Source organism: Pseudomonas oryzihabitans NBRC 102199 (genome assembly GCF_000730625.1).
GTDB lineage: Bacteria > Pseudomonadota > Gammaproteobacteria > Pseudomonadales > Pseudomonadaceae > Chryseomonas > Chryseomonas oryzihabitans.
The window spans coordinates 235,346-261,162 of sequence record NZ_BBIT01000013.1 but is presented as its reverse complement, the minus strand read 5'-3'; the positions used below and the strand labels follow the sequence as shown (position 1 = coordinate 261,162).

22 protein-coding genes are annotated in these 25,817 nt (G+C 69.0%); 8 read left to right on the top strand and 14 right to left on the bottom strand.

Annotation, left to right across the window (positions count from 1 at the left end; all coding sequences use genetic code 11):
- Positions 1-14 precede the first annotated feature (14 nt).
- From POR01S_RS14940 to POR01S_RS14930, 3 genes are all read left to right on the top strand, one after another.
- Entirely contained in the window at positions 15-1,145 is a 1,131-nt protein-coding gene (locus POR01S_RS14940) for a methyltransferase (RefSeq protein ID WP_042136745.1), read from the top strand.
- 28 nt (positions 1,146-1,173) lie between these two features.
- Positions 1,174-2,613: a cardiolipin synthase gene (cls, locus tag POR01S_RS14935; protein ID WP_007162696.1), complete on the top strand. Its 1,440-nt coding sequence runs from the start codon at positions 1,174-1,176 to the stop codon at positions 2,611-2,613.
- Between the two features lie 82 nt (positions 2,614-2,695).
- Positions 2,696-3,580 (top strand): hypothetical protein, encoded by an 885-nt coding sequence (locus POR01S_RS14930; RefSeq protein ID WP_042136743.1) that lies wholly within the window; start codon positions 2,696-2,698, stop codon positions 3,578-3,580.
- On the opposite strand, the gene glsB is transcribed toward POR01S_RS14930, so the two are convergent.
- From glsB to POR01S_RS14915, 3 genes are all read right to left on the bottom strand, one after another.
- The gene (gene glsB / locus POR01S_RS14925) at positions 3,577-4,491 is read right to left on the bottom strand and encodes a glutaminase B (RefSeq protein WP_042136917.1); all 915 of its coding nucleotides are present in this window, start codon (positions 4,489-4,491) and stop codon (positions 3,577-3,579) included. The two genes, POR01S_RS14930 and glsB, sit on opposite strands and share 4 nt — an antisense overlap.
- Positions 4,492-4,567: 76 nt before the next feature.
- Positions 4,568-5,884 (bottom strand): ATP-binding protein, encoded by a 1,317-nt coding sequence (locus tag POR01S_RS14920; protein ID WP_042136740.1) that lies wholly within the window; start codon positions 5,882-5,884, stop codon positions 4,568-4,570.
- On the bottom strand, positions 5,885-6,580 hold the full coding sequence (locus POR01S_RS14915) for a response regulator (protein ID WP_007162700.1): 696 nt from the start codon (positions 6,578-6,580) through the stop codon (positions 5,885-5,887).
- 150 nt (positions 6,581-6,730) lie between these two features.
- On the opposite strand from POR01S_RS14915, the gene POR01S_RS14910 reads away from it, so the two are divergent.
- Together POR01S_RS14910 and POR01S_RS14905 are read left to right on the top strand one after the other, a co-directional pair.
- Entirely contained in the window at positions 6,731-7,873 is a 1,143-nt protein-coding gene (locus POR01S_RS14910; RefSeq protein ID WP_042136738.1) for an efflux RND transporter periplasmic adaptor subunit, read from the top strand.
- A complete protein-coding gene (locus POR01S_RS14905; protein ID WP_042136736.1) occupies positions 7,873-10,971 on the top strand; it encodes a multidrug efflux RND transporter permease subunit in 3,099 nt (1,032 codons plus the stop codon). The genes POR01S_RS14910 and POR01S_RS14905 overlap by 1 nt, the downstream gene beginning before the upstream one ends.
- A 2-nt stretch (positions 10,972-10,973) precedes the next feature.
- On the opposite strand, the gene POR01S_RS14900 is transcribed toward POR01S_RS14905, so the two are convergent.
- The 6 genes from POR01S_RS14900 to POR01S_RS14875 all read right to left on the bottom strand — a co-directional run bounded on the left by POR01S_RS14900 (position 10,974) and on the right by POR01S_RS14875 (position 16,962).
- On the bottom strand, positions 10,974-12,359 hold the full coding sequence (locus POR01S_RS14900) for an MFS transporter (protein ID WP_042136734.1): 1,386 nt from the start codon (positions 12,357-12,359) through the stop codon (positions 10,974-10,976).
- Positions 12,360-12,436: 77 nt separating this feature from the next.
- Positions 12,437-13,363 carry a hydroxymethylglutaryl-CoA lyase gene (locus POR01S_RS14895; RefSeq protein ID WP_027598452.1) on the bottom strand — a complete coding sequence of 309 codons (927 nt, stop codon included), beginning with the start codon at positions 13,361-13,363 and terminating at the stop codon, positions 12,437-12,439.
- Positions 13,360-14,550 carry a CaiB/BaiF CoA transferase family protein gene (locus POR01S_RS14890; protein ID WP_027598451.1) on the bottom strand — a complete coding sequence of 397 codons (1,191 nt, stop codon included), beginning with the start codon at positions 14,548-14,550 and terminating at the stop codon, positions 13,360-13,362. The genes POR01S_RS14895 and POR01S_RS14890 overlap by 4 nt, the downstream gene beginning before the upstream one ends.
- Positions 14,551-14,660: 110 nt before the next feature.
- A complete protein-coding gene (locus POR01S_RS14885; RefSeq protein WP_027602961.1) occupies positions 14,661-15,566 on the bottom strand; it encodes a LysR family transcriptional regulator in 906 nt (301 codons plus the stop codon).
- A gap of 72 nt (positions 15,567-15,638) precedes the next feature.
- Positions 15,639-16,109: a nuclear transport factor 2 family protein gene (locus POR01S_RS14880; RefSeq protein WP_027598449.1), complete on the bottom strand. Its 471-nt coding sequence runs from the start codon at positions 16,107-16,109 to the stop codon at positions 15,639-15,641.
- A gap of 88 nt (positions 16,110-16,197) precedes the next feature.
- Complete coding sequence (locus POR01S_RS14875; RefSeq protein WP_042136732.1) at positions 16,198-16,962, bottom strand: LuxR family transcriptional regulator; 765 nt, start codon at positions 16,960-16,962, stop codon at positions 16,198-16,200.
- Positions 16,963-17,116: 154 nt separating this feature from the next.
- On the opposite strand from POR01S_RS14875, the gene POR01S_RS14870 reads away from it, so the two are divergent.
- Both POR01S_RS14870 and POR01S_RS14865 read left to right on the top strand, forming a co-directional pair.
- On the top strand, positions 17,117-18,499 hold the full coding sequence (locus tag POR01S_RS14870) for an APC family permease (RefSeq protein ID WP_042136730.1): 1,383 nt from the start codon (positions 17,117-17,119) through the stop codon (positions 18,497-18,499).
- A gap of 26 nt (positions 18,500-18,525) precedes the next feature.
- Positions 18,526-19,458, top strand: a complete 933-nt coding sequence (locus POR01S_RS14865; protein WP_042136728.1) for an acetamidase/formamidase family protein — start codon at positions 18,526-18,528, stop codon at positions 19,456-19,458.
- Here the strand turns inward: POR01S_RS14865 and POR01S_RS14860 are convergent.
- On the bottom strand, positions 19,424-20,341 hold the full coding sequence (locus POR01S_RS14860) for a DMT family transporter (RefSeq protein ID WP_042136725.1): 918 nt from the start codon (positions 20,339-20,341) through the stop codon (positions 19,424-19,426). The two genes, POR01S_RS14865 and POR01S_RS14860, sit on opposite strands and share 35 nt — an antisense overlap.
- Positions 20,342-20,479: 138 nt before the next feature.
- Here POR01S_RS14860 and POR01S_RS14855 point away from each other — a divergent pair, with 138 nt between their 5' ends.
- A complete protein-coding gene (locus tag POR01S_RS14855; protein WP_042136723.1) occupies positions 20,480-21,406 on the top strand; it encodes a LysR family transcriptional regulator in 927 nt (308 codons plus the stop codon).
- Here the strand turns inward: POR01S_RS14855 and modC are convergent.
- The 4 genes from modC to ettA form a co-directional block, all read right to left on the bottom strand.
- Positions 21,398-22,474: a molybdenum ABC transporter ATP-binding protein gene (modC, locus tag POR01S_RS14850; protein ID WP_042136722.1), complete on the bottom strand. Its 1,077-nt coding sequence runs from the start codon at positions 22,472-22,474 to the stop codon at positions 21,398-21,400. The genes POR01S_RS14855 and modC overlap by 9 nt on opposite strands.
- Entirely contained in the window at positions 22,471-23,148 is a 678-nt protein-coding gene (gene modB / locus POR01S_RS14845) for a molybdate ABC transporter permease subunit (protein WP_042136720.1), read from the bottom strand. The genes modC and modB overlap by 4 nt, the downstream gene beginning before the upstream one ends.
- Positions 23,149-23,152: 4 nt before the next feature.
- The gene (modA, locus tag POR01S_RS14840; RefSeq protein ID WP_042136718.1) at positions 23,153-23,908 is read right to left on the bottom strand and encodes a molybdate ABC transporter substrate-binding protein; all 756 of its coding nucleotides are present in this window, start codon (positions 23,906-23,908) and stop codon (positions 23,153-23,155) included.
- A 113-nt stretch (positions 23,909-24,021) separates the two neighbouring features.
- On the bottom strand, positions 24,022-25,686 hold the full coding sequence (ettA, locus tag POR01S_RS14835; protein WP_007162716.1) for an energy-dependent translational throttle protein EttA: 1,665 nt from the start codon (positions 25,684-25,686) through the stop codon (positions 24,022-24,024).
- Between the last annotated feature and the right edge of the window lie 131 nt (positions 25,687-25,817).

The following is a 25,817-nucleotide window of genomic DNA, read 5'->3' as shown; positions in this document are numbered from 1 at the left end:
CACCGACAGAAACCATGCCTTCTCTCGTCTCGCCCTTCGCCACCCTCGAACTCGACCGTCAGCCCCCGCGCCGCGACGATCCCCTGCAGGCCTTCGACGCCGCCGACGAATACCTGCTGCAGCAGGTCGCCGAGGAGGGCCTGGCCCCGTCCGCCCGGGTGCTGGTGCTCAACGACGGCTTCGGCGCCCTGGCCGCCAGTCTCGCCGCTCATGCCCAGGTGACCTCCAGTGGCGACTCGCACCTGGCGGCCCTGGCGCTGGCGGCCAACCTGGCGCGCAACGGCCTCGCCGCCGAGGCGGTAACCTTCGTCCCGGCCAGCGAGGCGATCAGCGGTCCCTTCGATCTGGTGCTGGTGCGGGTGCCCAAGACCCTGGCGTTGCTGGAAGAGCAGCTGATCCGCCTGCACGGCCAGCTGGCGCCGGGTGCCCGGGTGATCGCCGCCGGCATGCTCAAGCACCTGCCCCGCGCCGCCGGCGACCTGCTGGAGCGGCATATCGGCCCGGTGCAGGCTTCGCTGGCGGTAAAGAAGGCGCGGCTGCTCTTCGCCACCCCCGAGGCGCGACCGGCGGTGGCCTCGCCCTACCCGAGTCGCTATCGCCTGGATGCGCCGCCACTGACCCTGGTCAACCATGCCAACGTCTTCTGCCGCGAGGGCCTGGACATCGGCACCCGTGCCTTCCTGCCACACCTGCCCCAGGGCCTGGGCCAGACCCGGGTGGCCGATCTCGGTTGCGGCAACGGCGTGCTGGCGCTGGCCTGCGCCCTGGCCAATCCGGAGGCGCAATTCACCCTGGTGGACGAGTCCTACATGGCGGTGCAGTCGGCGCGAGAGAACTGGAGCGCGGCCTTCGGCGAGCGACCGGTGGCGATCCGCGCGGCCGATGGCCTGGCCGACCAGCCGCCGCGGTCGCTGGAGCTGATCCTGTGCAATCCGCCCTTTCACCAGCAGCAGGTGGTGGGCGACTTCCTCGCCTGGCGCATGTTCCAGCAGGCGCGGGCGGCGCTGACCGAGCAGGGCGAACTCTGGCTGGTGGGCAATCGCCACCTGGGTTATCACGTCAAGCTCAAGCGGCTGTTCAGGCGTGTCAAACAGATCGCGGCCACGCCGAAATTCGTGGTGCTCAGGGCGGTCCAACCCCTCTGACATCCACCCAGGAGCGAGAGCTGCCCGCGTGCCTTCCCTGCCCCTCGATCTCCACTACATCGCCCTGGTCCTCGAACTGATCGGCATCAGCGCGGCGATCCACGCCATCATCACGGTGCGTACCGCCCAGGGCGCCATGGCCTGGGCCATGGCGCTGGTGTTCATGCCCTTCCTCAGCCTGATTCCCTACCTGGTCTTTGGCCGGCGGCGCTTCGACAGCTACGTGAAGGCGCGGCGCCAGGCCGACGAGGAGATGGCGCGCCAGGCCGCCGAACTGGACTGGCGACCCTGGATCGCCGAGGCCATGGCCGCCCAGCAGTGCAGCGCGGCCAATCGCAAGCTCAAGGCCATGACCGCCCTCACCGGCACGCCCTGCGTTGCCAACAACCAGGTGCGGCTGCTGATCAACGGCGAGGAGACCTTCGCCGCCATCCTCGCGGCCATCCGCGGGGCGCAGAAGGTGGTGCTGGTGCAGTTCTTCATCATCCACGACGACGCCCTCGGCCTGGCCCTGCAGAACACCCTGCTGGACCGCGCCCGCGCCGGAGTCCAGGTCTTTCTGCTGTACGACGCCATCGGCAGCCATGCCCTGCCGCGCGCCTATGTGGAAAAGCTGCGCGAAGCCGGTTGCGAGGTGAAGGGCTTCAGCAACCGTCGCGGGCTGATCAACAGGTTCCAGGTCAACTTCCGCAACCACCGCAAGATCGTCATTGTCGATGGCGAGGTGGGCTTTACCGGCGGGCTCAACGTCGGCGACGAATACATGGGCCTCAAGCCGCCCCTGGCGCCCTGGCGCGACACCCACCTGGAATTGCGCGGTCCGGCCCTGGCCACTCTGCAGGAAACCTTTGCCCAGGACTGGTACTGGGTGACCAGAAAGCTGCCCACCCTGCTGCTGCCGGAACGCTACGAAGAGGGGGGCGTGCTCTGCCAGGTGGTGCCCAGCGGGCCGGCGGACGATCAGGAGACCTGCTCGCTGTTCTTTGTCGAGGCCATCCACTCGGCGCGCCACCGCGTCTGGATCACCACGCCCTACTTCATCCCCGACGAAGCCGTTTCGGCAGCCCTGCGCCTGGCCGCCCTGCGCGGGGTGGACGTGCGCATCCTGCTGCCCTCGCGACCGGACCACAAGGTGGTCTATGCCGCCTCCTATCTCTATGCCTTCGAAGCGGTGCACGCCGGGGTGCGGGTGTTCCGCTACGGCCCGGGCTTCTTGCACCAGAAGGTGGTGTTGATCGACGAAGACGTGGCCGCGGTGGGCAGCGCCAACCTGGACAACCGCTCCTTCCGCCTCAACTTCGAGGTCATGGTGATGGTGATGGACGTCCCCTTCGCCTGGGAGGTGCGCAAGATGCTGGAGCAGGACTTCAGTCGCTCCCGCGAACTCACCCCCGAGGACAATGCCGCCCTGCGCCGCTGGCGGCGGGTGGCCATGCGGGTGGCCCGGGTGTTTTCGCCGGTGCTCTAGGGCCTGGAACCCGCTCGGCGGCGGCCTGGTCCGATGCCCCATGGCGCCTCACCCGGAGCGCCCCGCGCATCCCGGAGTCGCCATGTCGTGCCCCTCGCCCCTGCGTTGCGCCGGTCTGCTGGCGGGCTGTCTGGCCCTGGAGGCCACCGCCGCGCCGCGTAGCGTGCCGTCCATCGAAAGCGAAGACGCCGCCCTGGGCAGCGTGGAGGTCAGCGAAAACTCCGGGCGCTTCCATCCGCAACTGGGCATGGACGTGCGCAACGGCGACTTTTCCCGCGGCAACTACGATGACGACGCGGCCAGCCTCGACCGCGTCCCCTTACACCTGCAGGCGGGCTTCTCCCTGGATCTGCACCAGGGAAGCGACGGCAATGCCGATGCCTGGCTGGTGTTCAGCAGCAGCAACGGCCTGCACAGCCCCTCCAGCGAGGAACGGGTCAGCCCGCGGCGCTGGTACGAGAGCAACAACCTGCTGGGCCTGGTGGTGTCACCGGCCGAGGGCCTGAGGGTCGGCTTCGTCTACACGGTCAAGAGCAGCCCAAACGATGTCGCCGCCACCACGCAAGAGGCCAGCCTGACCCTGGCCTACCAGGCCGAGTCGGGCCTGGGTGCCTGGCGTCCGGGACTGGCGGTGACCACCCGCACTCAGGGTGACAGCGGTCTCTACACCCAGGGCAGCCTGGAACCCGGATTGGACCTCTCGGCCAGTGGCCTGCGCCTGAGTTTCCCCAGCGCCCTGGGGGTGGGGTGGAACGGCTTCTATGGACCGGATTCCGGCGATCGCCTCTATGCCCGCACCGGGCTGGCGCTGGAGCAGCCCTTTCGCTGGGGCGAGACGCGCTGGAGCGCTCGCGCCGAAGCCCTGGCGCTCTATCGCGACGGCGCCCTGCGCGAGTTGAGCGGTCCGGAGGGCGAGACCGACGGCGTGGTGCCCCAGGTAACCCTCAGCCTGTCCATGGCCTACTAGCCGAGCGGCGCCACGCCCAGCCCTTCCACCAGGGTCTCTAGAGAACGCAGGCCGGCCACCGAGTTGCCGTAGCTGTCCAGCCGGGGCGACCAGACGCAGATGCTCATCTGTCCCGGCACGATGGCGACGATGCCGCCCCCTACCCCACTCTTGCCCGGCAGGCCGACGCGCCAGGCGAAGTCGCCGGCCGCATCGTAGAGGCCGCAGGTCAGCAGCAGCGCATTGAGCTGGCGGGTCTGCTGGGGCGTCACCACGGCCTGGCCATCCTGGGGATTGATGCCGCCGTTGGCGAGAAAGGCGAAGGCGCGAGCCACGTCGACGCAGCTCATGGCCAGGGCGCAGCCGTGGAAATAGACGTCGAGGACGTCATCGACCTCGCTGTGCAGATTGCCGTAGGCCTTCATCAGATAGGCCAGAGCGGCGTTGCGCGCCTTGTGGTCCATCTCCGAGCGGGCCACGCGGTCGTCGAAGTTGAGCGTCGGATTGCCGGCCAGACGGCGCGCCTGTTCGCGCATCATCCAGTGGATCGACATGATGCGCGACACCAGCAATTCGCAGACCTGCACGGCGCCGGCGTTGATGAAGGGATTGCGCGGCACGCCTTTCTTTTCTTCCAGCTGGGCCATGGAATTGAAGGCATGGCCGGAAGGCTCGCGGCCGACGCGGGTCCAGATATCCGCCTCGTCCAGGCGCTGCATGGCGATCACCAGGTTGAGCACCTTGGAAATGGACTGGATGGAAAAGGCGGTGTCGGCCGCCCCGGCGCGCCAGACCTGGCCCTTGACGTCGCAGACGGCGATGCCGAACTGATCCGGCGCCACCTCGGCCAAGGCCGGGATGTAGTCGGCCACCTCGCCTTCGCCGAAATGGCGCGGCGCGGCGGCGGCGATACGGTCGAGCAGGGGTTGCAGCGATTGGCGGTCGAAGGGCTCTGCCATGACGATTCCGAAACGGGCGGGGGCGCCAAGTGTAGGGGCCACGGCGGCCTCAGGCGAGCCCCAGGCGCGGCGGCAATGGCAGGCGGATCTCGAATCGAGCGCCACCCTGGGCACCGGCGCTCAGGTCCAGCCGGCCACCCTGGTTTTCCACCGCGCGCCGGCTGATGGCCAGGCCCAGGCCGAAGCCGCCGGTGGCGCGGTCACGACTGCGATCCAGGCGATAGAAGGGTTCGAAGACCCGCTCGCGCTCCGCCGCGGGAATCCCCTCGCCGTCATCCTCGACGGCGATCAGCAACGCGTCGCCGTCGTCACGGACCGCTACCCAGACCTCGCGCTGGCAATAACGCAGGGCGTTGCCGACGAGATTCTGCAGGGCGCGGGCGGTGAGGCGTGGCGCCAGTTCGGCCCGCCTGGGCGCCTGCGTCAGGTCCAGGTGCATCACGACGCCGCGGCGCTCCTGCTCTTCGGCGAAGTCGGCCAGCACGCTGTCGAGAAAGGCTTCGAGTTCCAGGCTCAGGCGTTCGGGCGGCTGCTGGCTGCTCTGCAGGCGGGCAAAGGACAGTAATTCGTCGACCAGGGCATCCAGTTCGCGGACGTGGCGCACCAGTTGTTCCAGCTGGCGGTGGGTCTCGGCGGGCAGCGGATCGGCCTGCAACAGCGCCAGGCCGAATTCCAGGCGTGACAGCGGCGTGCGCAATTCATGGGAGACGGCGTTGAGCAGGTCGCGCTGCTGGACGATCAGCGCCTCCAGTTCCTGGGCCATGTCATCGAAGGCCCGCGCCACCTCGCCGATGTCCGAGCGCGGCGAGATGGCCGTGCGCTCGCCCAGATGGCCCTTGCCCAGGCGCGCCGCGGTACGCCGCAGCCGCTCCAGGTCGCGCCAGTGCGGTCGCAGCCAGACATAGAGGCAAACCAGCAGGGCCGCGCCGATCAGGGCGTTCATGGCCCAGTAGGTCAGGGCGATGTCGGTGGGCGCCTCGGGGATGCCGACCCAGAGCACCTGATCCGTCGGCAGCGGCACCAGGGCCGCGCTGGGTTCGCCATAGTCGCCCAGGCGTACCCGCCGCTGGCCGGCGGCCAGATCGGCGCGCTCCTCCGGGGTGAGGGCTGGATCCTCAAGCGGGACCAGACGCAGGCTTATGGGCGCCAGTTCCGCGGCCAACTCCTTCTGCAGGGCTGGCCAGCGCGCCGACGGCGCCTGGTTGAAGGTGCGCTGCACCAGGCTGAGCGGGCCGTGCAGTTGTTCGAGGGTGTAGCGACTGTAGCGCTCGTAGAACACCTGCAGCAGCGCCTCGGGCACCAGGTAGCTGGCGGCGCCATAGGTCACCAGCAGGATGAGGTAGAGGCGGACGAGGATCTTGAGCATCTATTCCCACTCGGCGCGGGAAAGGAGATAGCCCTTGCCCCAGACGGTCTTGATCCGCCGGGCGTCGCCGGGGTGCTCTTCGAAGCGCCGGCGCAGCTTGGAGATGGCCACGTCCACCGAGCGATCGACGCCGTTGAATTCGATGCCGCGCAATTGCTGGATCAGCTGGTCGCGGCTGAGCACCTCGCCGGCATGGCGCATGAGGATCGCCAGCAGGTTGAATTCGGTGGAGGACAGTTCCACCAGCTGGTCGCGCCACCAGACCTGGCGTTCACCCGGCAGCAGCCGCAGCTGGCCGATAGTGAGGCGGTCATCGGCGGGTGCCTCACCCAGCTGGCAGCGGCGCAGCAGGGTGCGGATGCGTGCCAGCAGCACCCGCGGTTCGCAGGGCTTGCTGACGTAGTCGTCGGCGCCGATCTCCAGGCCCAGCACCTGGTCGTGGCTGTCGTCCAGAGCCGTGAGCATCAGGATCGGCAGGCCTGGCTGGGCGGCGCGCAGCTGACGGCAGACCTGCAGGCCGTCCAGCCCCGGCAGCATGACGTCGAGCACCACCAGGTGCGGGCGCAGGCGCTGCACCGCGGCCAGGGCTTCGTCGCCGCGACCGATCACCGTCACGGCATAGCCCTGACGGCCCAGGTAGGTGGCGATGAGCTCGGCCAGGGCGGTGTCGTCTTCGACGATGAGCAAGGGGATCACGGCAGGTCTTCGCGGTGGAAAGTGCCGAGCATAGCCGAGCCCCGGGCAGGCGGGCGCGGGGCTTAACACTCTTTCACAAGAGACCTACAGACGTTTACAGGGAGGCCCGAGCGGGACGCCTACCATGGCGCTCTCCTGGAGGAAGCCCCGATGTCCCTGCCCCGCCCTGACCTCGGCAGCCTCGCGCTGCTCTGCCTGCTGCTCGCCGCCTGCGACCGTCCGGCCCCGGAAGCCGCCACCCCGCCCGCGCCCAGGGTGCAGGTGGAGACGCTGCACCCCTCGCCCCTGGCCATCGCCAGCGAACTCAGTGGCCGCCTGGTGGCGCCGCGGACCGCCGAGGTACGGGCGCGGGTCGCCGGCATCGTGCTGCAGCGGGTGTTTCACGAGGGCAGCGAGGTCAAGGCCGGCGCGGTGCTGTTCCGTATCGATCCGGCGCCGCTGCAGGCCGAGGTGGACAGCGCCGCGGCCGCCCTGCGCAAGGCCGAGGCCAGCGCCTTCCAGGCCCGCCGCCTGGCCGAGCGCTATGCGGCACTGGTGGAGAGCGAGGCGATCAGTCGTCAGGCGCAGGACGATGCCCAGGGTGCCAGTCTGCAGGCGCAGGCCGAGGTGGCGGCCGCCCAGGCGGCGCTCAAGCGGGCGCGACTGAATCTGGGCTATGCCACGGTCACCGCGCCCATCGCCGGGCGCATCGGCAAGGCCCTGGTCAGCGAAGGCGCCCTGGTCGGCCAGGGCGATGCCACGCCGCTGGCGATCATCCAGCAGCTGGACCCCATCCATGCCGACGTCACCCAGTCGACCCGCCAGCTCAAGGCGCTGCGCGATGCCCTCAACGACGGCCGACTGCAGCAGGTGGCGCCGGACCAGGCGCGGGTCACCCTGCTGCAGGAAGACGGCAGCCCCTACCCGGAGAGCGGCCGCCTGCTATTCGCCGATCTGGCGGTGGACGCCAGCACCGGCCAGATCACCTTGCGCAGCCAGTTTCCCAATCCACGGCGCGAACTCCTGCCGGGCAGCTTCGTGCGGGTGCGCCTGGAGCAGGCACGGCTCGACCAGGGTCTGAGCGTGGCGCAACGGGCGGTGCAGCGCAGCGCCGGCGGCCAGGCCCAGGTCTGGGTGGTGGATGCCGAAGACCGGCTCGCCCTGCGCGAGGTGCGCCTGGGACCGGTGGTGGACGGTCGCTGGGTGGTGGAATCCGGCCTGGCCGCTGGTGAGCGGGTACTGCTCTCGGGCCTGCAACAGGCGCAGCCGGGCCTGGTGGTGGAACCCCAGGCCGCCCCGGCGGAGGCGCGCTGATGGCCAATTTCTTCATCGACCGCCCGGTGTTCGCCTGGGTGGTGGCGCTGTTCATCCTGCTCGCCGGCCTGCTGGCCCTGCCGCAGTTGCCGGTAGCCCAGTATCCCAACGTAGCGCCGCCGCAGATCGAGTTGACCCTGAGCTATCCGGGCGCCTCGCCGCAGACCCTGGACGAGAGCGTGGTCAGCCTGGTCGAGCAGGAACTCAATGGCGTCAATCACCTGCTCTACTTCTCGTCCAGCAGCAGCCAGGGCAGCGCCACCCTGACCGTGACCTTCCAGCCCGGCACCGATCCGGAGCTGGCCAAGGTGGACATCCAGAATCGCCTCAAGGTGGTGGAGCCGCGCCTGCCGCGGGCGGTCACCCAGCAGGGCATCCAGATCGAGGAGACTTCCGCCGGCTACCTGCTGTTCGTCACCCTCACCGCCACCGACGCGCGCCTCGACACCACCGCCCTGAGCGACTACCTGGCGCGCAACGTGGTCAACGAACTGCGCCGGCTGGACGGGGTGGGCAAGGCCCAGCTGTTTGGCGCCGAGCACGCCTTGCGCGTCTGGCTCGACCCCAGTCGCCTGGTGGCGGTCGGCCTGACCCCGGCCGACGTGACCCGCGCCATCGCCGAGCAGAACGTGCAGGTGGCGGCCGGCAGCCTCGGCGAATTGCCCGCCCCCGCGGGTCAGGAGCTGACCGCGCCGGTGCTGATCAAGGGCCAGCTCAGCGACCCGGCCGAATTCGCCGGCATCCTGCTGCGCGCCGGGGTCGATGGCTCCAGCGTGACCCTGGGCGATGTCGCCCGGGTCGAGGTGGGCAGCCAGAGCTACAACTTCGGCACCCGGCTGGACGGCAAGCCCTCGGTGGCGGTGGGGGTGCAGCTGGCGCCCACCGCCAATGCCCTGGCCACCGCCAAGGCGGTGCGCGCCAAGCTGGCCGAGTTGTCCCGGTACTTTCCGCCGGGGATGAAGTACGACATCCCCTACGACACGGCACCCTTCGTCGAGATCTCCATCACCCAGGTCATCCACACGCTGCTGGAGGCCATGGCGCTGGTGTTCGCGGTGATGTACCTGTTCCTGCAGAATCTGCGCTACACCCTGATCCCGACCCTGGTGGTGCCGGTGGCGCTGCTGGGCACCTGCGCCGTGCTCCTGGCGCTGGGCTATTCGATCAATGTGCTGACCCTGTTCGGCATGGTGCTGGCCATCGGTATCCTGGTGGACGACGCCATCGTGGTGGTGGAGAACGTCGAGCGCCTCATGGCCACGGAAGGACTCGATCCGCGCGCCGCCACGCGCAAGGCCATGGGCGAGATCTCCGGCGCCATCGTCGGCATCACCCTGGTGCTGACCGCGGTCTTCGTGCCCATGGCCTTCATGAGCGGTTCGGTGGGCGTCATCTATCGCCAGTTCTCGGCGTCCATGGCGGTGGCCATCCTCTTGTCCGCCTTTCTCGCCCTGAGCCTGACCCCGGCGCTGTGCGCCACCCTGCTCAAGCCGATTGCCCAGGGCGCCCATGCCCGCGGCGGCTTCTTCGGCGCCTTCAACCGGGGCTTCGAACGCCTGACCGGCGGTTTCGAAGGCTGGGTGGCCCGCGCCATCCGCCGACTGCTGCCCAATCTCCTGCTGTTCGCCGTCCTGCTGGCGGCCCTGGTGGCGCTCTATGGCCGCCTGCCCGGCGCCTTTCTGCCCACCGAGGATCAGGGCTATCTGATCACCGACATCCAGCTGCCGCCGGGCGCCACCCAGGAGCGCACCCTCAAGGTGCTCGAGCGCCTGGAGCGCCATTACGCCGCGGAACCCGGGGTGGCCAACGACCTCGTGCTGCTCGGCTTCAGCTTTTCCGGCAGCGGCCAGAACGCCGCCCTGGCCTTCACTACCCTCAAGGACTGGTCCGCCCGCGGCCCGGCCGACTCCGCCGCGGCCATCGCCGCGCGGGCCAATACCGCCCTGGCGGGCGAGAGCGAGGCCCAGGGCTTCGCCGTGCTGCCGCCGCCGGTGGAAGGCCTGGGCACCTCCAGCGGCTTCGAGGTGCGTCTGCAGGACAGGTCCAATCGCGGCCAGGCGGCGCTCAAGGCGGCGCGCGATGAACTGCAGGCCAGGCTGGCAGGCAATCCGATCATCGCCTACGTGCGGGAGACCGCCCTGGCCGACAGCGCCCAGGTGCAGCTGGTGGTGGATCGCCGCCAAGCCGCCGCGCTAGGAGTGAGTTTCAGCGCCCTCGGCGAGACCCTGGGCACGGCCCTGGGCTCCAGCTACGTCAACGACTTTCCCAATCGCGGTCGGATGCAGCAGGTGATCGTGCAGGCCGACCTGGGTACCCGCAGCCAGGTGGACGACCTGCTGCGCCTGGAGGTACGCAACGAGCGCGGACGCATGGTGCCGCTGTCCGCCTTCGTCAGCGCCGACTGGACCCAGGGCCCGGCGCAGCTGTCGCGCTACAACGGCTACCCCGCCATCAGCCTGGCCGGCGAACCGCTGCCCGCTCATACCACCGGCGAGGCCATGGCCGAACTGGAGCGCCTGGCCGCCGAGTTGCCGCGCGGCTTCGCCCTGGAGTGGACGGCGCTGTCGCTGCAGGAACGTCTCTCCGCCGGCCAGGCGCCCCTGCTGCTGGGCCTGTCGCTGCTGGTGGTGTTCCTCTGCCTGGCGGCGCTCTACGAGAGTTGGTCGATTCCCACCGCGGTGCTGCTGGTGGTGCCCCTGGGGGTACTCGGCGCGGTGCTGGCGGTGACCCTGAGGGGGATGCCCAACGACGTGTTCTTCAAGGTCGGCCTGATCACGGTGATCGGCCTCACGGCGAAGAACGCCATCCTGCTGATCGAATTCGCCAAGCGCCTGCACGACGAAGGCATGGACCTGCACCAGGCCACCTGCCGCGCCGCCCGCCTGCGCCTGCGACCCATCGTCATGACCTCGCTGGCCTTCATCCTCGGCGTGGTGCCCCTGGCCCTGGCCACCGGGGCCAGCTCGGCGAGCCAGCAGGCGGTGGGCACCGGGGTGATCGGCGGCATGCTCAGCGCCACCCTGGCGCTGGTCTTCGTGCCGGTGTTCTTCGTGCTGGTGCTGCGGCTGGTCCGGCGCTGGCGCGCGCCGGACCGTTAGCCTCAGGCGTTGTGGGGGCGCTTGTCGCCCAGCAGCGTGGCGTCCTCGACCGGCGCGGGCTCGGGCTTGCGGGCGCCGAGCTTGTCCGAGGTCCGCAGGCTCTGCGGCAGCGCCCAGAACATCAGGCCGGCGGCCAGCAGGCTGGTGCAGCCGATGAGATAGAGCGCCGGGGTGGTGCTGCCGGTCAGGTCCTTGATGTAGCCCACCATCACCGGACTGACGATACCGCCGACCTGCCCCAGGGTGTTGATCAGGGCGATGCCCCCCGCGGCGCCTGCGCCGGCGCCGGCCAGCAGTTTCGGCGGCAGCGACCAGAAGGTCGGGATGGCGGCGATGATGCCGGCGCCCATCAGGGCCAGGGACAGGATCAGGAAGAGGGTGTGGTCGGCGAAGAGTCCTGCGCTGAAGAACCCCAGGGCGCCGGCGATCACCAGGCCGCAGACGAACTTGCGCCGCTCGCCGCTGGCGTCCGACAGCCGTCCCACCACCACCATGGTGATGGCGCCGAAGACGTAGGGCACGGCGGTCAGCAGGCCGATGAGCGTGGGGCTCTCGGTACCGGCGCTGCGGATCAGCTGCGGCGCCCAGAAGTTGAGGCCATAGGAGGCGACCTGGATCAGGAAGTAGATCACCGCGAGCAGCAGGAAGCCCGGCAGCCGGATCGCCGCCAGCAGCGAGCCGTGGCTGTTGTTTTCATGGCGGGCGATGCGGCTGGCCAGGAAGGTCTTCTCGTCGGCGTTGAGCCAGGGCGCATCGGCGATGCGGTCATGCAGCAGGCGCAACACCAGCACGCCGAGCAGCACGCAGGGGATGCCACCGACCAGGAACAGCCAGTGCCAGCCGCGCATGCCGAGCAGGCCGTCCATCTGCCCGAGGATCACCCCCGAGACCGGGGCGCCGATCAGTCCGGCAAAGGCCGAGGCGAGAAACAGCGTCGAGGTGATGCGGCCGCGATAGCTCTGCGGAAACCACAGCGTCAGGTAGTAGAGGATGCCCGGCGCGAAGCCGGCTTCCATGGCGCCGATCAGGAAGCGCAGCACATAGAACTGCCATTCGGCGGTGACGAACATCATCAGCGCCGTGGCGATGCCCCAGGAGATCATGATGCGGGCGATCCAGCGCCGGGCGCCGACCTTGTACAGCATCATGTTGCTGGGTACCTCGAACAGCACATAGCCCACCACGAAGAGTCCCGCGCCCAGGCCATAGGCGGTGTTGCTCAGCGACAGGTCCGCCTGCAGCTGGAACTTGGCGAAGCTGATGTTGATGCGGTCGAAGAAGGCGAACAGGTAGCAGACCATGATCAGCGGCATGAGCCGCCAGGCGACCTTGCGGACGATGGCCTGTTCGGTGGCCGCCAGGGCGGAGGAGGTTGCGGATGAGGACATAGCGGTCTCCCGGGAGCGGCCAGGCTGGCGCTCCTTTGTTGTTGTAGTCAGGGCGAACGAATGAAAACGGGGGCGGCTCAGCCAGTGGCGGCGGGCGGCGGATGCAGATCGCAGTTGCGACCGGCCTTGGCCAGCTGACCGGGGGTGTCGTGGCCGAGCAGCGCCGGCAGGGTGCGCGACAGCGCGATCAGCCGCTCCAGGTCGATTCCGGTCTCCACTCCGGTTTCCACGCAGAGATTCACCAGGTCCTCGGTGCAGATGTTGCCGGACGCACCGGGCGCGAAGGGGCAGCCGCCGAGTCCGCCGAGGGCGGCGTCGAAGCGGCGCGCGCCGGCTTCATAAGCCGCCAGCACGTTGCACAGGCCGAGGCCGCGGGTGTTGTGGAAATGCAGGGTCAGGGCGGACGCCGGGATCAGTTCCAGCACCTGGCGGACGATCCGCGCGACCTGCCGCGGATTGGCCATGCCGGTGGTGTCGGCGAGGGTGATGCCGGTCATGCCCAGCGCCAGATAGCGCTGCACCAGCTCGAACACCCAGCCTTCGTCGATGCGCCCCTCGAAGGGGCAGCCGAAGGTGGTAGCCACCGTGCCGTTGAGCGAGACCGCCTGCCCCTTGGCCAGCTGCACCACCTCGGCGAAGCTGGCGAGGGACTGCTCGCAACTCATGCGCATGTTGGCGCGGTTGTGGGTCTGGCTGGCGGAGAGCACCAGGTTCAGCTCGTCGGCGCCGGCCGCCAGGGCACGCTGGGCGCCCTTGAGATTGGGCACCAGGGCGACGTAGGTCACCCCGGGCCGGCGGGCGATGCCCTGGAACACCGCCTCGCCGTCGCGCAGCATGGGTACCGCCTTGGGCGAGACGAAGGAACCGGCTTCGATCCGCGAGAAACCCAGCGCCGAAAGCTCGTCGATCAGAGCGATCTTGTCGGTGGTTTCCACCCAGCTCGGCTCGATCTGCAAGCCATCGCGGGGGGCGACTTCCTGGACGATCAGGCGTTCGGTACTCATTGCACCACCCCGCCCTGCCTGAGTCGCTGGATGTCCGCTTCGCTCAGCCCCAGTTCGGCCAGCAGGCCGTCGGTGTGCTGACCGAGGGTCGGACCCTGCCAGTTGACCTGGCCCGGAGTGGCCGACAGCTTGGGCACGATGCCCGGCATCTTCAGGGTCGCGCCGTCGGGCAGCGTGGTGTCCAGCAGCATCTCCCGCGCCTGGTAATGGGGATCGGCGACGATGTCGGCGGCCGAATAGATGCGGCCGGCCGGGACCTCGGCGCCTTCGAGGATCTCCAGCACCTCGTCGATGCCGCGACTGCCGGTCCAGGCGGCGATGGCCTCGTCGATCAGCTCGCAGTGGCGGGCACGCCCATCGTTCTGCGCAAGGTCCGGGCGCTCGGCCAGATCGGGACGGCCGATGGCCTGCATCAGCCGGACATAGATGGGATCGCTGTTGCCGGCGATCACCACGAAACCGCCATCGCCGGTGGGATAGGTGTTGGACGGCGCGATACCCGGCAATGCCCCGCCGGTGCGCTCGCGCACATGGCCGAGCATGGAGTATTCGGGCACCAGGCTTTCCATGACGTTGAACACGCTCTCGACCAGGGAGACATCGACCACCTGGCCGTCGCCCTGGCCGGTCTTGACCCGCAGCACCGACATCAGGGCGCCGATCACCGCGTGCATGGAGGCCAGGGAATCGCCGAGGCTGACCCCGACCCGCGCCGGCGGCACGCCCGGGGTACCGGTGGTGTAGCGGATGCCGCCCATGGCCTCGCCGATGGCACCGAAGCCGGGTCTATCACGATAGGGGCCGGTCTGGCCGTAGCCGGAGATGCGCACCAGGGTGAGCTTGGGATTGAGGGCGTGCAGGACGTCCCAGCCGAGGCCGAGCTTTTCCAGGGCGCCCGGGCGCAGGTTCTCGATGAGCACGTCGGCGCCCTCGACCAGCTGCTTGACCAGGGCCACGCCTTCGGCGGAACGCAGATTCAGGGCGAGGGACTTCTTGTTGCGCGACTGCAGGTACCACCACAGCGAGGTGCCCTCGTGCAGCTTGCGCCACTTGCGCAGGGGATCGCCCTTGTCCAGGGCTTCGATCTTGATCACCTCGGCGCCGAATTCGGCCATCAGCCGAGCGGCGAAGGGGGCGGCAATGAGCGTGCCGATCTCGATGACACGGAGTCCGGTGAGAGCCGTCATGGCGGGCTAGCCTCTCTTTGTTATTGGAATGAGGCCGATGCTAGGACAATAGTGCAGTCGGTGGTTAACGTCTTTCGGCAAGGGGTCTTCGCAGATCGCGAAGACCCGATTCACACGTCCAGCAGGTGGTCGTAGAGCAGCCGGCTGACCGGCGACAGCGACTCGACGTCGCGCACCACCAGCGCCAGGCTGCGCTGGGACCAGTCGTCATCCAGCGCCGCCGCGATCAGTCCGAGCGGTCGCCCGATGAGCTCGAAGGCCTGCAGCGGCAGCACGCCCAGGCCGAAGCCCGCCTGCACCATGCGGCACACGGCATCGAAGCCGGGCACATGGATGCGCAGGCGCAGGGCCTTGCCGTGACTGCGTGCGGCCGCCTTGGTGCGCAGGTTGATGAAGCTGTCGGCGTGCAGGCCGACGTGGTCGTCGTCCAGGGTCTCGGCGAAGGCCAGCCGCGGGCGTGCGGCCAGGCGATGATCCGGACGCATCACCACCACTAGGGTGTCCTGCCGGTAGGGCACGGCCAGCAGGCCGCGGGTGTCGGTGTCCGAGGAACAGATGCCCAGGTCGGCGGCGCCTTCCAGCACCCCCTTCACCACCCCGGCGCTGGGTCGTTCGTCCAGGCTGACCTTGACCTGGGGATGGCCGACGGTGAAGGCCTGCAGGTCCTCGGGGAGGAATTCGATGATGGCGGAGATGTTGGCCATCATTCGCACGTAGCCGCGCACGCCCTGCAGGTGTTCGCCGACATCGATGCTGATGCGCTCGACGTCGGCGAGGATGCGCTTGGCGTAATGCAGCAGCGTCTCGCCGACCGGGGTGAGGGTGGTGCCCTTGGCGTTGCGCTCGAAGAGTTCGATGTCGAGCGAGCGCTCCAGGTCGTGCAGTCGCTTGCTGGCGGCGGACAGGGCGATCATCTCGCGCTCGGCGGCGCGGGTCAGGGTGCCCTCCTCGTGCACCGCCAGCAGCAGCTGCAGCGAGACCAGGTCGAGGCGGCGGAGCAGGTTGCGGTAGTGCATCGTCTTGGGGTCCAGGCGGCCAGAGGTCCTTGTACAGGACCCGGCGCGCCCGGGGTAGCCACCTGCCTCAGGTTAGAGACCCAGGTCGCTCAGGCCGGGATGGTCATCCGGACGCCGCCCCTGGGGCCAATGAAACAGCCGCTCGGCTTCGGTGATCGGCAGGTCGTTGATGCTGGCGTGGCGCTCGGCCATCAGGCCCTGGTCGTCGAAGTGCCAGTTCTCGTTGCCGTAGGCGCGGTACCACTGGCCGTCTTCGTCCCGCCATTCGTAGGCGAAGCGCACGGCGATACGCGCGCCGTCATGGGCCCAGAGTTCCTTGATCAGCCGGTACTCGTGCTCGCGCTGCCACTTGCGGGTGAGAAAGGCCTCGATGGCGGCGCGACCCTGGAGAAAATCGCTGCGATTGCGCCAGCGGCTGTCGGCGGTATAGGCCAGGGCCACCTTGGCCGGATCGCGGCTGTTCCAGCCGTCTTCGGCGGCGCGGACCTTTTGCCGGGCGGATTCGAGGGTGAAGGGCGGGACGGGAGGACGGGCGGCGCTCATGGGACACTCCTAGGCAGATGAGGCCCCAGTGTCGGGCCGCAGCGCGGGTGTCACAAGGTCGATCACCCCACGGATCCGGCCAAGTCGCTCAGACCTCGACCAGGCGATAGTGCAAGCCCCGCACCACCGCCTCGACCCGGTTGCGCGCGCCCAGTTTGCGGGCGGCGGAGTTGAGGTGCAGGTTGACCGTGGCGGTGGAGCGGTTGAGGGTCGCGGCGATGCGCTTGGCGGTCAGGCCCTTGGCCGAGTACTGCAGGCATTCGCGCTCGCGTGGCGTCAGGCGGACCTGGCCGCAGCGGCGTTCGGCCGGCGCGAGCAGTTCGTCGGCCCGGGCCTGGAAGGCATGGGCCAGCACCAGGAAGGCGCCCAGGCAGGCTTCGCCGGCGGCCTCGGCGTCCCGCGCATCGGCATCGAGGATGCCGGTCAGGGTGGCGAAGGCACCGCCCGGCAGGTGCAGCGGCACCGTCACCCCGGTGGCCAGGCCGCTGTCACGCACATAGCAGGTGACCGGCCGATGACTGTCACCCAGGTACTCGCGCAGGGCGCTGCGGGTTTCGCTGCGAAACGACCAGACGAAGGGCGCCGCGCGCCGACTGGCGCACTGCTGCACCGGGTCGATCTGGTAGTAGCCGCGCTCGCACCAGAAGGCCTGCATGTCCGCCGGGGAGTTGCGCACCTTGGATACCGAGGGGGTGATGAGCACGCCCTCGTGACTGAGGGGCACCGGGGCATAGTCGTAGATCAGCGCCTTGCACCCCAGGTGGTCGGCACTGGCCTGGACGGCATCCAGACAGGCGTCGAGCGTGGGCAGTCCGGCGAGGCGGCTGCTGACGGTGAGCAGATCGGCATGCATCTTGGAGCTCCTCCCCTGGGTCGCGATGGGGAACGCGAAGCAAAGGTTCTGCCAGTCGCGACAGCACTGCTGCAAACCTAGCACTTTTGTGGATGGGGCCAGGGCCCACCCTGGCCTAGAGTCGAGCCTACCCCGCCCCTTCGAGGAAGCCCCCATGACTCAGCACGCTCCGTCCGGCGACGCCGCCGACCTCGCCCGCTTCGGCTACACCCAGGAACTCAGGCGCCAGCTCGGGTTGAAGGACCTGCTGATCTACGGCCTGGTGTTCATGGTGCCCATCGCGCCCTTTTCCATCTTTGGCGGGGTGTTCGATGCCAGCCATGGCATGGTGCCCCTCACCTACCTGATCGGCTTCGTCGCCATGCTGTTCACCGCGGTCAGCTACCAGCAGATGTCGCGCGCCTTCCCGGTGGCCGGTTCGGTCTATGCCTATGTCGGCCGCGGCCTGCACCCGGCCCTGGGCTTTCTCGCCGGCTGGGCCATCCTGCTCGACTACCTGCTGGTGCCCACCCTGCTCTATGTGATCGGCGCCAACGCCATGGCCAACGTCATCCCGGCGCTTCCCCAGCCGCTGTGGATCCTCTTCTTCGTCGGCCTCAACACCCTGGTCAACCTGCGCGGCATCGAGACCACCGCCCGCGCCAACCGGCTGTTCCTCTACGGTCAGCTGGCGGTGCTGCTGGTGTTCGTGGTGCTGGCGTCGCTGGCCATCAGCCGCGGCGTGAACGGCGCCGAGTGGAGCCTGAAGCCGCTGTACAACCCTCAGGAATTCTCCCTGCCGCTGATCTTCAGCGCCCTGTCGGTGGCGGTGCTGTCCTTTCTCGGCTTCGACGCCATCTCCACCCTTTCCGAGGAAACCCGCGGCGGCAGCCGCGTGGTGGGTCGCGCCACCCTGCTGGCCCTGACCCTGGTGGCGGCGCTGTTCATGGTGCAGACCTGGCTGGCCGCCCTGCTGCAACCCAATCTGATCCAGTACCCTGACGCCGACGCCTCCAACAACGCCTTCTACGAGATCGGTCGGCTGATTGCCGGTCCCTGGCTGCAGGTGGTGATCGCCTTGGCGGTGGCCATCGGCGCCGCCATCGCCAACGCCCTGGTGGCCCAGGCTGCCACCTCGCGCCTGCTGTTCGCCATGGCCCGGGATCGCCAGCTGCCGCAGTTCCTGCGCCAGATCCATCCGGTCACGCGCGTGCCCCAACGCGCCATCCTGCTGGTGGCGGCCCTGAGCCTGGTACTGGGGCTGTTCTTTGTCGGCCAGATCAATCTGCTCGCCTCCATGTGCAACTTCGGTGCGCTGACCGCCTTCCTGCTCCTGCATGTGGCAGTGGCCTGGCACCACCGCGGCGCCGGTCGCCCGCTGCTCCATGCGCTGGTCCCGCTGATCGGCTTCATCATCCTCGCCTATGTACTGTTCAACGCCGACGTCTACGCCAAGGTCGGTGGCAGCTGCTGGATGGTGCTGGGCCTGGCCGTGCTGGCCTTCCTCAGGCTCAGCGGCCGGACCACGGAATTCAAGGCCAACGACGCCGTCCATTAGGCACAGACCCGCCGCGGAGGCTTCAGATGATCAAGACCCTGCACAGCCAGCACTGCCATTGCGGCTGGGACCACAGCCTCCCCCCGGCGCTGGAGGTCGCGCCGGGCGAAACGGTCAGCTTTGCCTGCCGCGACGCGGCAGACGGCCACTTCCACGGCCACTCCAGCGCCGCCGACATCGCCACCCTGCCCTTCGAGCGGGTCAATCCGGTCTGCGGTCCGCTGTGGATCGAGGGTGCCGAGCCGGGCGACGTGCTCAAGGTGACGCTGGACAGTTTCACCCCCAGCGGCTTTGGCTGGACCGCTAACATCCCCGGCTTCGGCCTGCTCGCCGACCAGTTTCCGGACCCGGTGCTGCAACTCTGGCAGTACGACCGCAGCGGTCAGACGCCGGCCGCCTTCGGCGAGCTGGCGCGGGTCCCGCTCAAGCCCTTCGCCGGCACCCTGGGGGTGGCGCCCGCGGCGCCGGGTCTGCACTCGGTGGTGCCACCGCGACGGGTGGGCGGCAATCTGGATATCCGCGACCTGGCAGCCGGCACCAGCCTCTACCTGCCGGTGGAGGTCGCCGGGGCGCTGTTTTCCATTGGCGACACCCATGCCGCCCAGGGCGATGGCGAGGTCTGCGGCACCGCCATCGAGACCGCCATGGCGGTCACCGCCACCTTCGAGCTGATCAAGGGGCAACCCCTGGCCATGCCGCGCTTCAGCACCCCGGGGCCGGTCACCCGCCACCTGGACGGCGCCGGCTACGAGGTCTTCATCGGCGTCGGACCGGACCTGCTGGCCGCGGCGCGCATGGCTGTCAGCGGCGCCATCGACTGGCTCGGGCAGACCCGCAACCTGCGGGCGGAACAGGCCTATCTGCTCTGCTCGGTGTGTGGCGACCTGCGCATCAGCGAGATCGTCGACGTACCCAACTGGGTAGTCAGCTTCTACTTCCCGCGGATCGTGTTCGAATAGCTGGTTCCGAATAGTCCGGCGCCCGCCGCGGCAAGGTCCCCCACAGCGAGGCGACGACGATCAGCAGGCCGCCCAGCCAGCCCCAGAGGCCCAGGCGCTCGTCCAGCCAGACGCTGGCGAACAGTGCGCCGAACAGCGGCTCGGCGCCCATCAGCAGGGCGACGCGGGTGGCGCTAGTGCGGCCCAGCGCAAAGTTCTGGGCGAGAAAGGCGCCCAGGGTGCAGAACAGCACCAGGTAGCCGGTGGCCAGCCAGAAGCCTGGCTGTACGGGCAGCGGCGCCAGGCCCGGGCCGAGGGCGAACAGCAGCAGGCAGGCCAGGCCGACCACTCCGGTCTGCACCGCGGTCAGCGCCAGGGCCGGCACCGGGGCACTGGCCCGCTGCAGACGCCGGCGCACGACGCAGACATTGACCGCGCGCAACAGCGCCGCCAGCAGGATCAGGCCATCACCCAGGTTGAAGCTCAGGGTCACCCCACGGGTCAGCAACCCGGCGCCCGCCACCGCCAGGGCCGCGGCGCCCAGGGCACGGGCCTCGGGGCGCTGACCGAGCAGCCACCATTCGGCGAAGGGCGTCAGGGCCACGCACAGGCTGATGAGAAAGGCGGCGTTGCTGGCGCTGGTCAGGGCCACGCCATAGGTCTCGGCGAGAAAGATCGCCAATAGCAGCAGACCGGTCGGCACCCCGGGTCGCCAGGCCCGCCGGCCCTCGCCCCTCAGGGTGGGTAGCAGCAGCGCTGCGGTGAGACAGAAGCGCAGCGCCAGATAGCCGAGCACCGGATAGAGCACCACGGCGTCCTTGACCACGGCGTAGCTGGTTCCCCAGACCAGGGCGGTGGCGAGCAACAGGCCTTCGGCGAGGCCGAAGGTGGGGCGTGGCGACATGACGGCTTCTCCCTGGATCAGGCCGCCAGTGTGCCCGTCCCGCGGTACGCGCGATAAGCCTGTTCGCGTGCACAGCTCTTGTTCCGCCAGGGAAGCAATGCCAATCTTTTCGACCTCATTGCTTCCCACGGACTTGGCATGGATCTCGTGCGCGCCCTCCCCCTGCTGCCCTGCCTGGTCGCCTTCGCCAAGGTGGTGGAGACCGGCAGCTTCACCGCCGCCGCCCGGCTGCTGGACGCCACCCCCTCGGCGATCAGCCGCCAGGTCGCCCGCCTGGAACGGGAGCTGGGCGTACGCCTGCTGCAACGCACCACCCGTCAGCTGCGCCTGAGCGAGGCCGGCCGCGAGGTGCTCGGCCACTGCCGCCAGCTGCTGACCGCCGCCGGCGCGGCGCTGGACAGCGGTCTGCAGCATCGCGAGGAGCCCCGCGGCCAGGTGCGCCTTGCCGTTCCCAAGGCGGTCGGCTACCGGCTGATATCTCCGCTGTTGCCGGACTTCTTCCAGCGCTATCCCGAGGTGGATCTGCAACTGCGCCTGGACGATCGTCCGCTGGACCCCATCGCCGACGATCAGGATCTGCTGGTGCGCATCACCGAGCAGCCACCCGCCGGCTTCGTCGCCCGGCCATTGCGCGAGATGGACTTCGTGCTCTGCGCCAGCCCGGCCTATCTCGGGCGCCGCGGCACGCCGCAGCAGCCCCAGGCGCTGGCCGAGCACGATTGTCTCTACCTGGGCGAAACCCCGGGCGACCAGCGCTGGCAACTGCGCCGCGGCGACCGGGTGGAAAGCGTGACGGTGCGGGGCCGCCTGGCCTGCAACCACAGCGGCGTGCGCCTGGAAGCCACCCTCGCCGACCTGGGCATCGCCTGCCTGCCGGCCTTCGCCGCCGAAGCCGGTCTGGCCGACGGCCGCCTGCGGCGGGTGCTATCCGACTGGCAATACCTCGGCCCCTACCAGGGCACCGCCTGGCTGCTCTATCCGCCGGATCGCCAGTTGCCGGCGGCGGTCAGGGCGCTGGTGGACTTTCTGCTGGAGCGGCTCGGGCCAACCCCAGGTTCAGGCTAGCACCGCCACCGACTTGAGCTGCGCCCACACTCGACTCCCCGGCTGCAACGCCAGCCGCTCCAGCGAATAGCGGGTGATCCGCGCCAGCAGCGCCGTGCCGCCCAGGTCCAGGCGCAAGAGCACCTGGGCCGGCGAACGGGTCGGGGCGATCTCGGCGACGGTGGCCGGCAGCACATTGAGGATGCTGCTGTGCTGGCGTTCCAGGCTGAGGCTGACATCCCGCGCCAGCACCTTGATGCGCAGCGCCTGCCCGGGCGGCAGCGGGGCATGGGCCAGCAGCACGCGCTGCTCGCCCGACAGGCCCAGGCTGAGCAGCCCGTAGTCCGGGTCATGGCCGAGCACCCGCCCTTCCAGCACCACCCCGGCGTCGTCGGCCAGGGCGATGGGCAGGTCGAGGCGCGCCAGTACCTCGGTGGTCGGCCCACTGGCCAGCACCCGCCCCCGCTCCAGCAGCACCAGGTGATCGGCCAGCCGCGCCACCTCATCGGGGGCATGGCTGACATAGAGGATCGGCAGCGCCAGCTCCCGGGTCAGGCGTTCCAGGTAGGGCAGGATCTCGGCCTTGCGCTCGGCGTCCAGCGCCGCCAGGGGTTCGTCCATCAGCAGCAGCCGCGGACTGGTCAGCAGCGCTCGGGCGATGCCGACCCGCTGGCGTTCGCCGCCGGACAGGCGCGCCGGCATCCGCGCGAGCAGTCCTTCGATGCCCAGCAACTCGACGACCTGCTCCAGTTCCAGCCGGCGCGCGGCGGGCGCCACCCGCCTCCAGCCGAACAGCAGGTTGCGGCGCACGTCCAGGTGCTCGAACAGATTGGCGTCCTGGAAGACGTAGCCCAGGGCGCGTCGGTGCGGCGGCAGGAACAGGCCGCGGTCGCTGTCCTGCCAGGTCTCTTCCGCCACCACCAGGCGGCCACGGGCGGCGGGCTCGAGTCCGGCCACGCACCTCAGGCAACTGGTCTTGCCCGAACCCGAGGGACCGAACAGCGCGGTGACGCCCCTGCCGGGCAGGGCGAGGTCCACGTCCAGCACGAAGTCGGCATGCCGCAATTCGAAGCGCGCAGCGAGACTCATGTCCAGGCCGACCGCCCACGGCGCCCATAGAGCAGCAGCAGGATCACGAAGGAGAAGGCCAGCATGCCCCCGGCCAGCAGGTGCGCCTGGGGATACTCCATGGCTTCCACATGATTGAAGATCTGGGTGGAGACCACCTGGGTGCGCCCGGGAATGTTGCCGCCGATCATCAGTACCACGCCGAATTCGCCCACGGTATGGGCAAAGCCGAGGATGGCGGCGGTGACGAAGCCCGGCCGCGCCAGCGGCAGCACCACGTGGAAGAAGGTATCCAGGGGACCGGCTCTGAGGGTCGCCGCCGCTTCCAGCGGGCGCGGACCGATGGCCTCGAAGGCGTTCTGCAGCGGCTGCACCACGAAGGGCAGCGAATAGCACAGCGAACCCACCACCAGCCCGGCGAAGGTGAAGGGCAACCGCCCCAGCCCCAGCGCCTCGGTCAATTGCCCTACCCAGCCCTCCGGCCCCATGGCCAGCAGCAGGTAGAAGCCGATCACCGTGGGCGGCAGCACCAGCGGCAGGGCCACCAGGGCGCCGACCGGTCCCTTGAGCCGGGAGCGGGTGCGCGCCAGCCACCAGGCGAGGGGCGTACCCAGCACCAGGAGCAGCAGGGTGGTCACGCTGGCCAGTTCCAGGGTCAGGCGGATCGCCGCCCAGTCCGCCGCGCTCAGGCTCATGGGGTCACTGCCGGTAGCCGTAGGCCTTGAGCACCGCGGCCGCCTGGGGGCCCTTGAGATAGGCCAGCAGCGCCTTGGCCGCCGGCTGGTCCTGGCCCTTGTCCAGCAATACGGCGTCCTGGCGGATCGGCTCATAGAGCTCGGCCGGCACGATCCAGGCCGAGCCTTCCTTGATCTTGCCGTCCCCGTAGATCTGCGACAGGGCGACGAAGCCCAGCTCGGCATTGCCGGTGGCGACGAACTGGTAGGTCTGGGTAATGTTCTGGCCTTCGACCCGCTTGGCCGCGACCGCCTCGGTCAGGCCCAGTTTGGCCAACACCTGGCTGGCGGCCAGGCCATAGGGCGCGGTCTTGGGATTGGCCACGGCCAGGTGGCTGAAGGCGTTCTGCTTGAGCACCGCGCCGTCGCCGTCCACATAGCCGGGCTTGGGCGACCAGAGCGCCAGGGTGCCGATGGCATAGGTGAAGCGCGAGCCCTTGACCGCCGCGCCCTCGCTTTCCAGCTTGGCCGGGGTGCTGTCGTCAGCGGAGAGAAAGACCGCGAAGGGCGCGCCATTCCTGATCTGGCCATAGAGCTGGCCGGTGGCGCCGCTGGAAATCACCAGCTGATGGCCGGTGTCCTGGGCGAAGCGCTCGCCGATGGCCTTGAGCGGCGCGCTGAAATTGGCGGCCACGGCGACCTGGACCTCATCGGCCAGGGCCGGGGTGGCCAGGGCCGCGGTGAGCAGGGAAAGCAACAGGCGGGAACGGCTGGATGGCATCGGGCTTTCTTCCTCGGGGCTGGCAATCCCTCCGCAGCCGCAGGACGCTGGCGGCTGCAGAGGGCACAAAAGAAAACGCCGGCAGGTAGCCCCGCCGGCGTTGGTTCTGGCGCTTAGGCCAGCTTCTTGTACTTCACCCGCTTGGGCTGGGCCGCGGCCTCGCCCAGGCGCTTCTTGCGATCGGCTTCGTACTCGGTGTAGTTGCCTTCGAAGAACACCACGTTGGAGTCATCCTCGTAGGAGAGGATGTGGGTGGCGATGCGGTCGAGGAACCAGCGATCGTGGGAGATCACGATGGCCGCGCCGGGGAAGTCCAGCAGCGCGTCTTCCAGGGCGCGCAGGGTTTCCACGTCCAGGTCGTTGGAGGGTTCGTCCAGCAGCAGCACGTTGCCGCCCTGCTTGAGGGTCAGCGCCAGGTGCAGACGACCGCGCTCACCGCCGGAGAGATCCTTGACGAACTTCTGCTGGTCGGCGCCCTTGAAGTTGAAGCGACCCACATAGCTGCGCGAGGGCACCTCGTAGTTGCCGATCTTGATCACGTCGGAGCCATCGGAGACCTGCTCCCAGACGGTCTTGGTGTCGGACAGGTTCTCGCGGCTCTGGTCGACGCTGGCCAGTTGCACGGTGTCGCCGATCTCGATGCTGCCCGAATCCGGCTGCTCCTTGCCCATGATCATGCGGAACAGGGTCGACTTGCCCGCGCCGTTGCCGCCGATGACACCGACGATGGCGCCCTTGGGCACCACGAAGCTCAGGTCGTCGATCAGCAGGCGATCGCCGTAGCCCTTGCTGACGTTCTTGAACTCGATGACCTTGTCGCCCAGGCGCTGGCCGGCGGGGATGTAGATCTCGTTGGTCTCGCTGCGCTTCTGGAATTCCTGGGACTGCATTTCCTCGAAGCGCTGCAGGCGGGCCTTGGACTTGGACTGGCGGGCCTTGGCACCGGAGCGCACCCATTCCAGTTCGGCCTTCATGGCCTTGGCATGGGCGGCTTCCTGCTTGGCTTCCTGGGTCAGGCGCGCGGCCTTGGATTCCAGCCAGCCGGAGTAGTTGCCCTCGAAGGGGATGCCCTGGCCACGGTCCAGTTCCAGGATCCAGCCGGCGACGTTGTCGAGGAAGTAGCGGTCGTGGGTGATGGCCACCACGGTACCGGGGAAGTCGTGGAGGAAGTGCTCCAGCCAGGCCACCGAGTCGGCGTCCAAGTGGTTGGTGGGTTCGTCCAGCAGCAGCATGTCGGGGGCCGACAGCAGCAGGCGGCACAGGGCCACGCGGCGCTTCTCGCCACCGGAAAGCACCCCGACCTTGGCGTCCCAGGCCGGCAGGCGCAGGGCGTCGGCGGCGACTTCCAGCTGGCGGTCCAGGTTGTGACCGTCGGCGGCCTGGAGGATGGCTTCCAGCTTGGCCTGCTCGGCGGCCAGGGCGTCGAAGTCGGCATCCGGCTCGGCGTAGGCGGCATAGACCTCATCCAGGCGGGCCTGGGCCTGCTTGATCTGACCGACCGCTTCCTCGACCACCTCACGAACCGTCTGCTCGGGATCAAGTTTCGGTTCCTGCGGCAGATAACCCACATTGATACCGGGCATCGGACGCGCTTCACCTTCGATCTCGGTATCGACGCCGGCCATGATGCGCAGCAGCGTCGATTTACCCGCACCGTTCAGACCGAGCACGCCGATCTTGGCGCCGGGAAAGAACGACAGGGAGATGTTCTTGAGGATTTCACGCTTGGGCGGCACGACCTTGCCGACCCGATGCATGGTGTAGACGTATTGAGCCATGGTGGGACCTTGGGACCGGAATGAAAAACAGGGGACACAGTATGGCGTCAGCAGCGAACGCTGTCGAAACCCCGCGCGACGAAAGCGCCGGCGCTGATCACGCGGAAAAAACCGGCGGAGACACCGTCCGG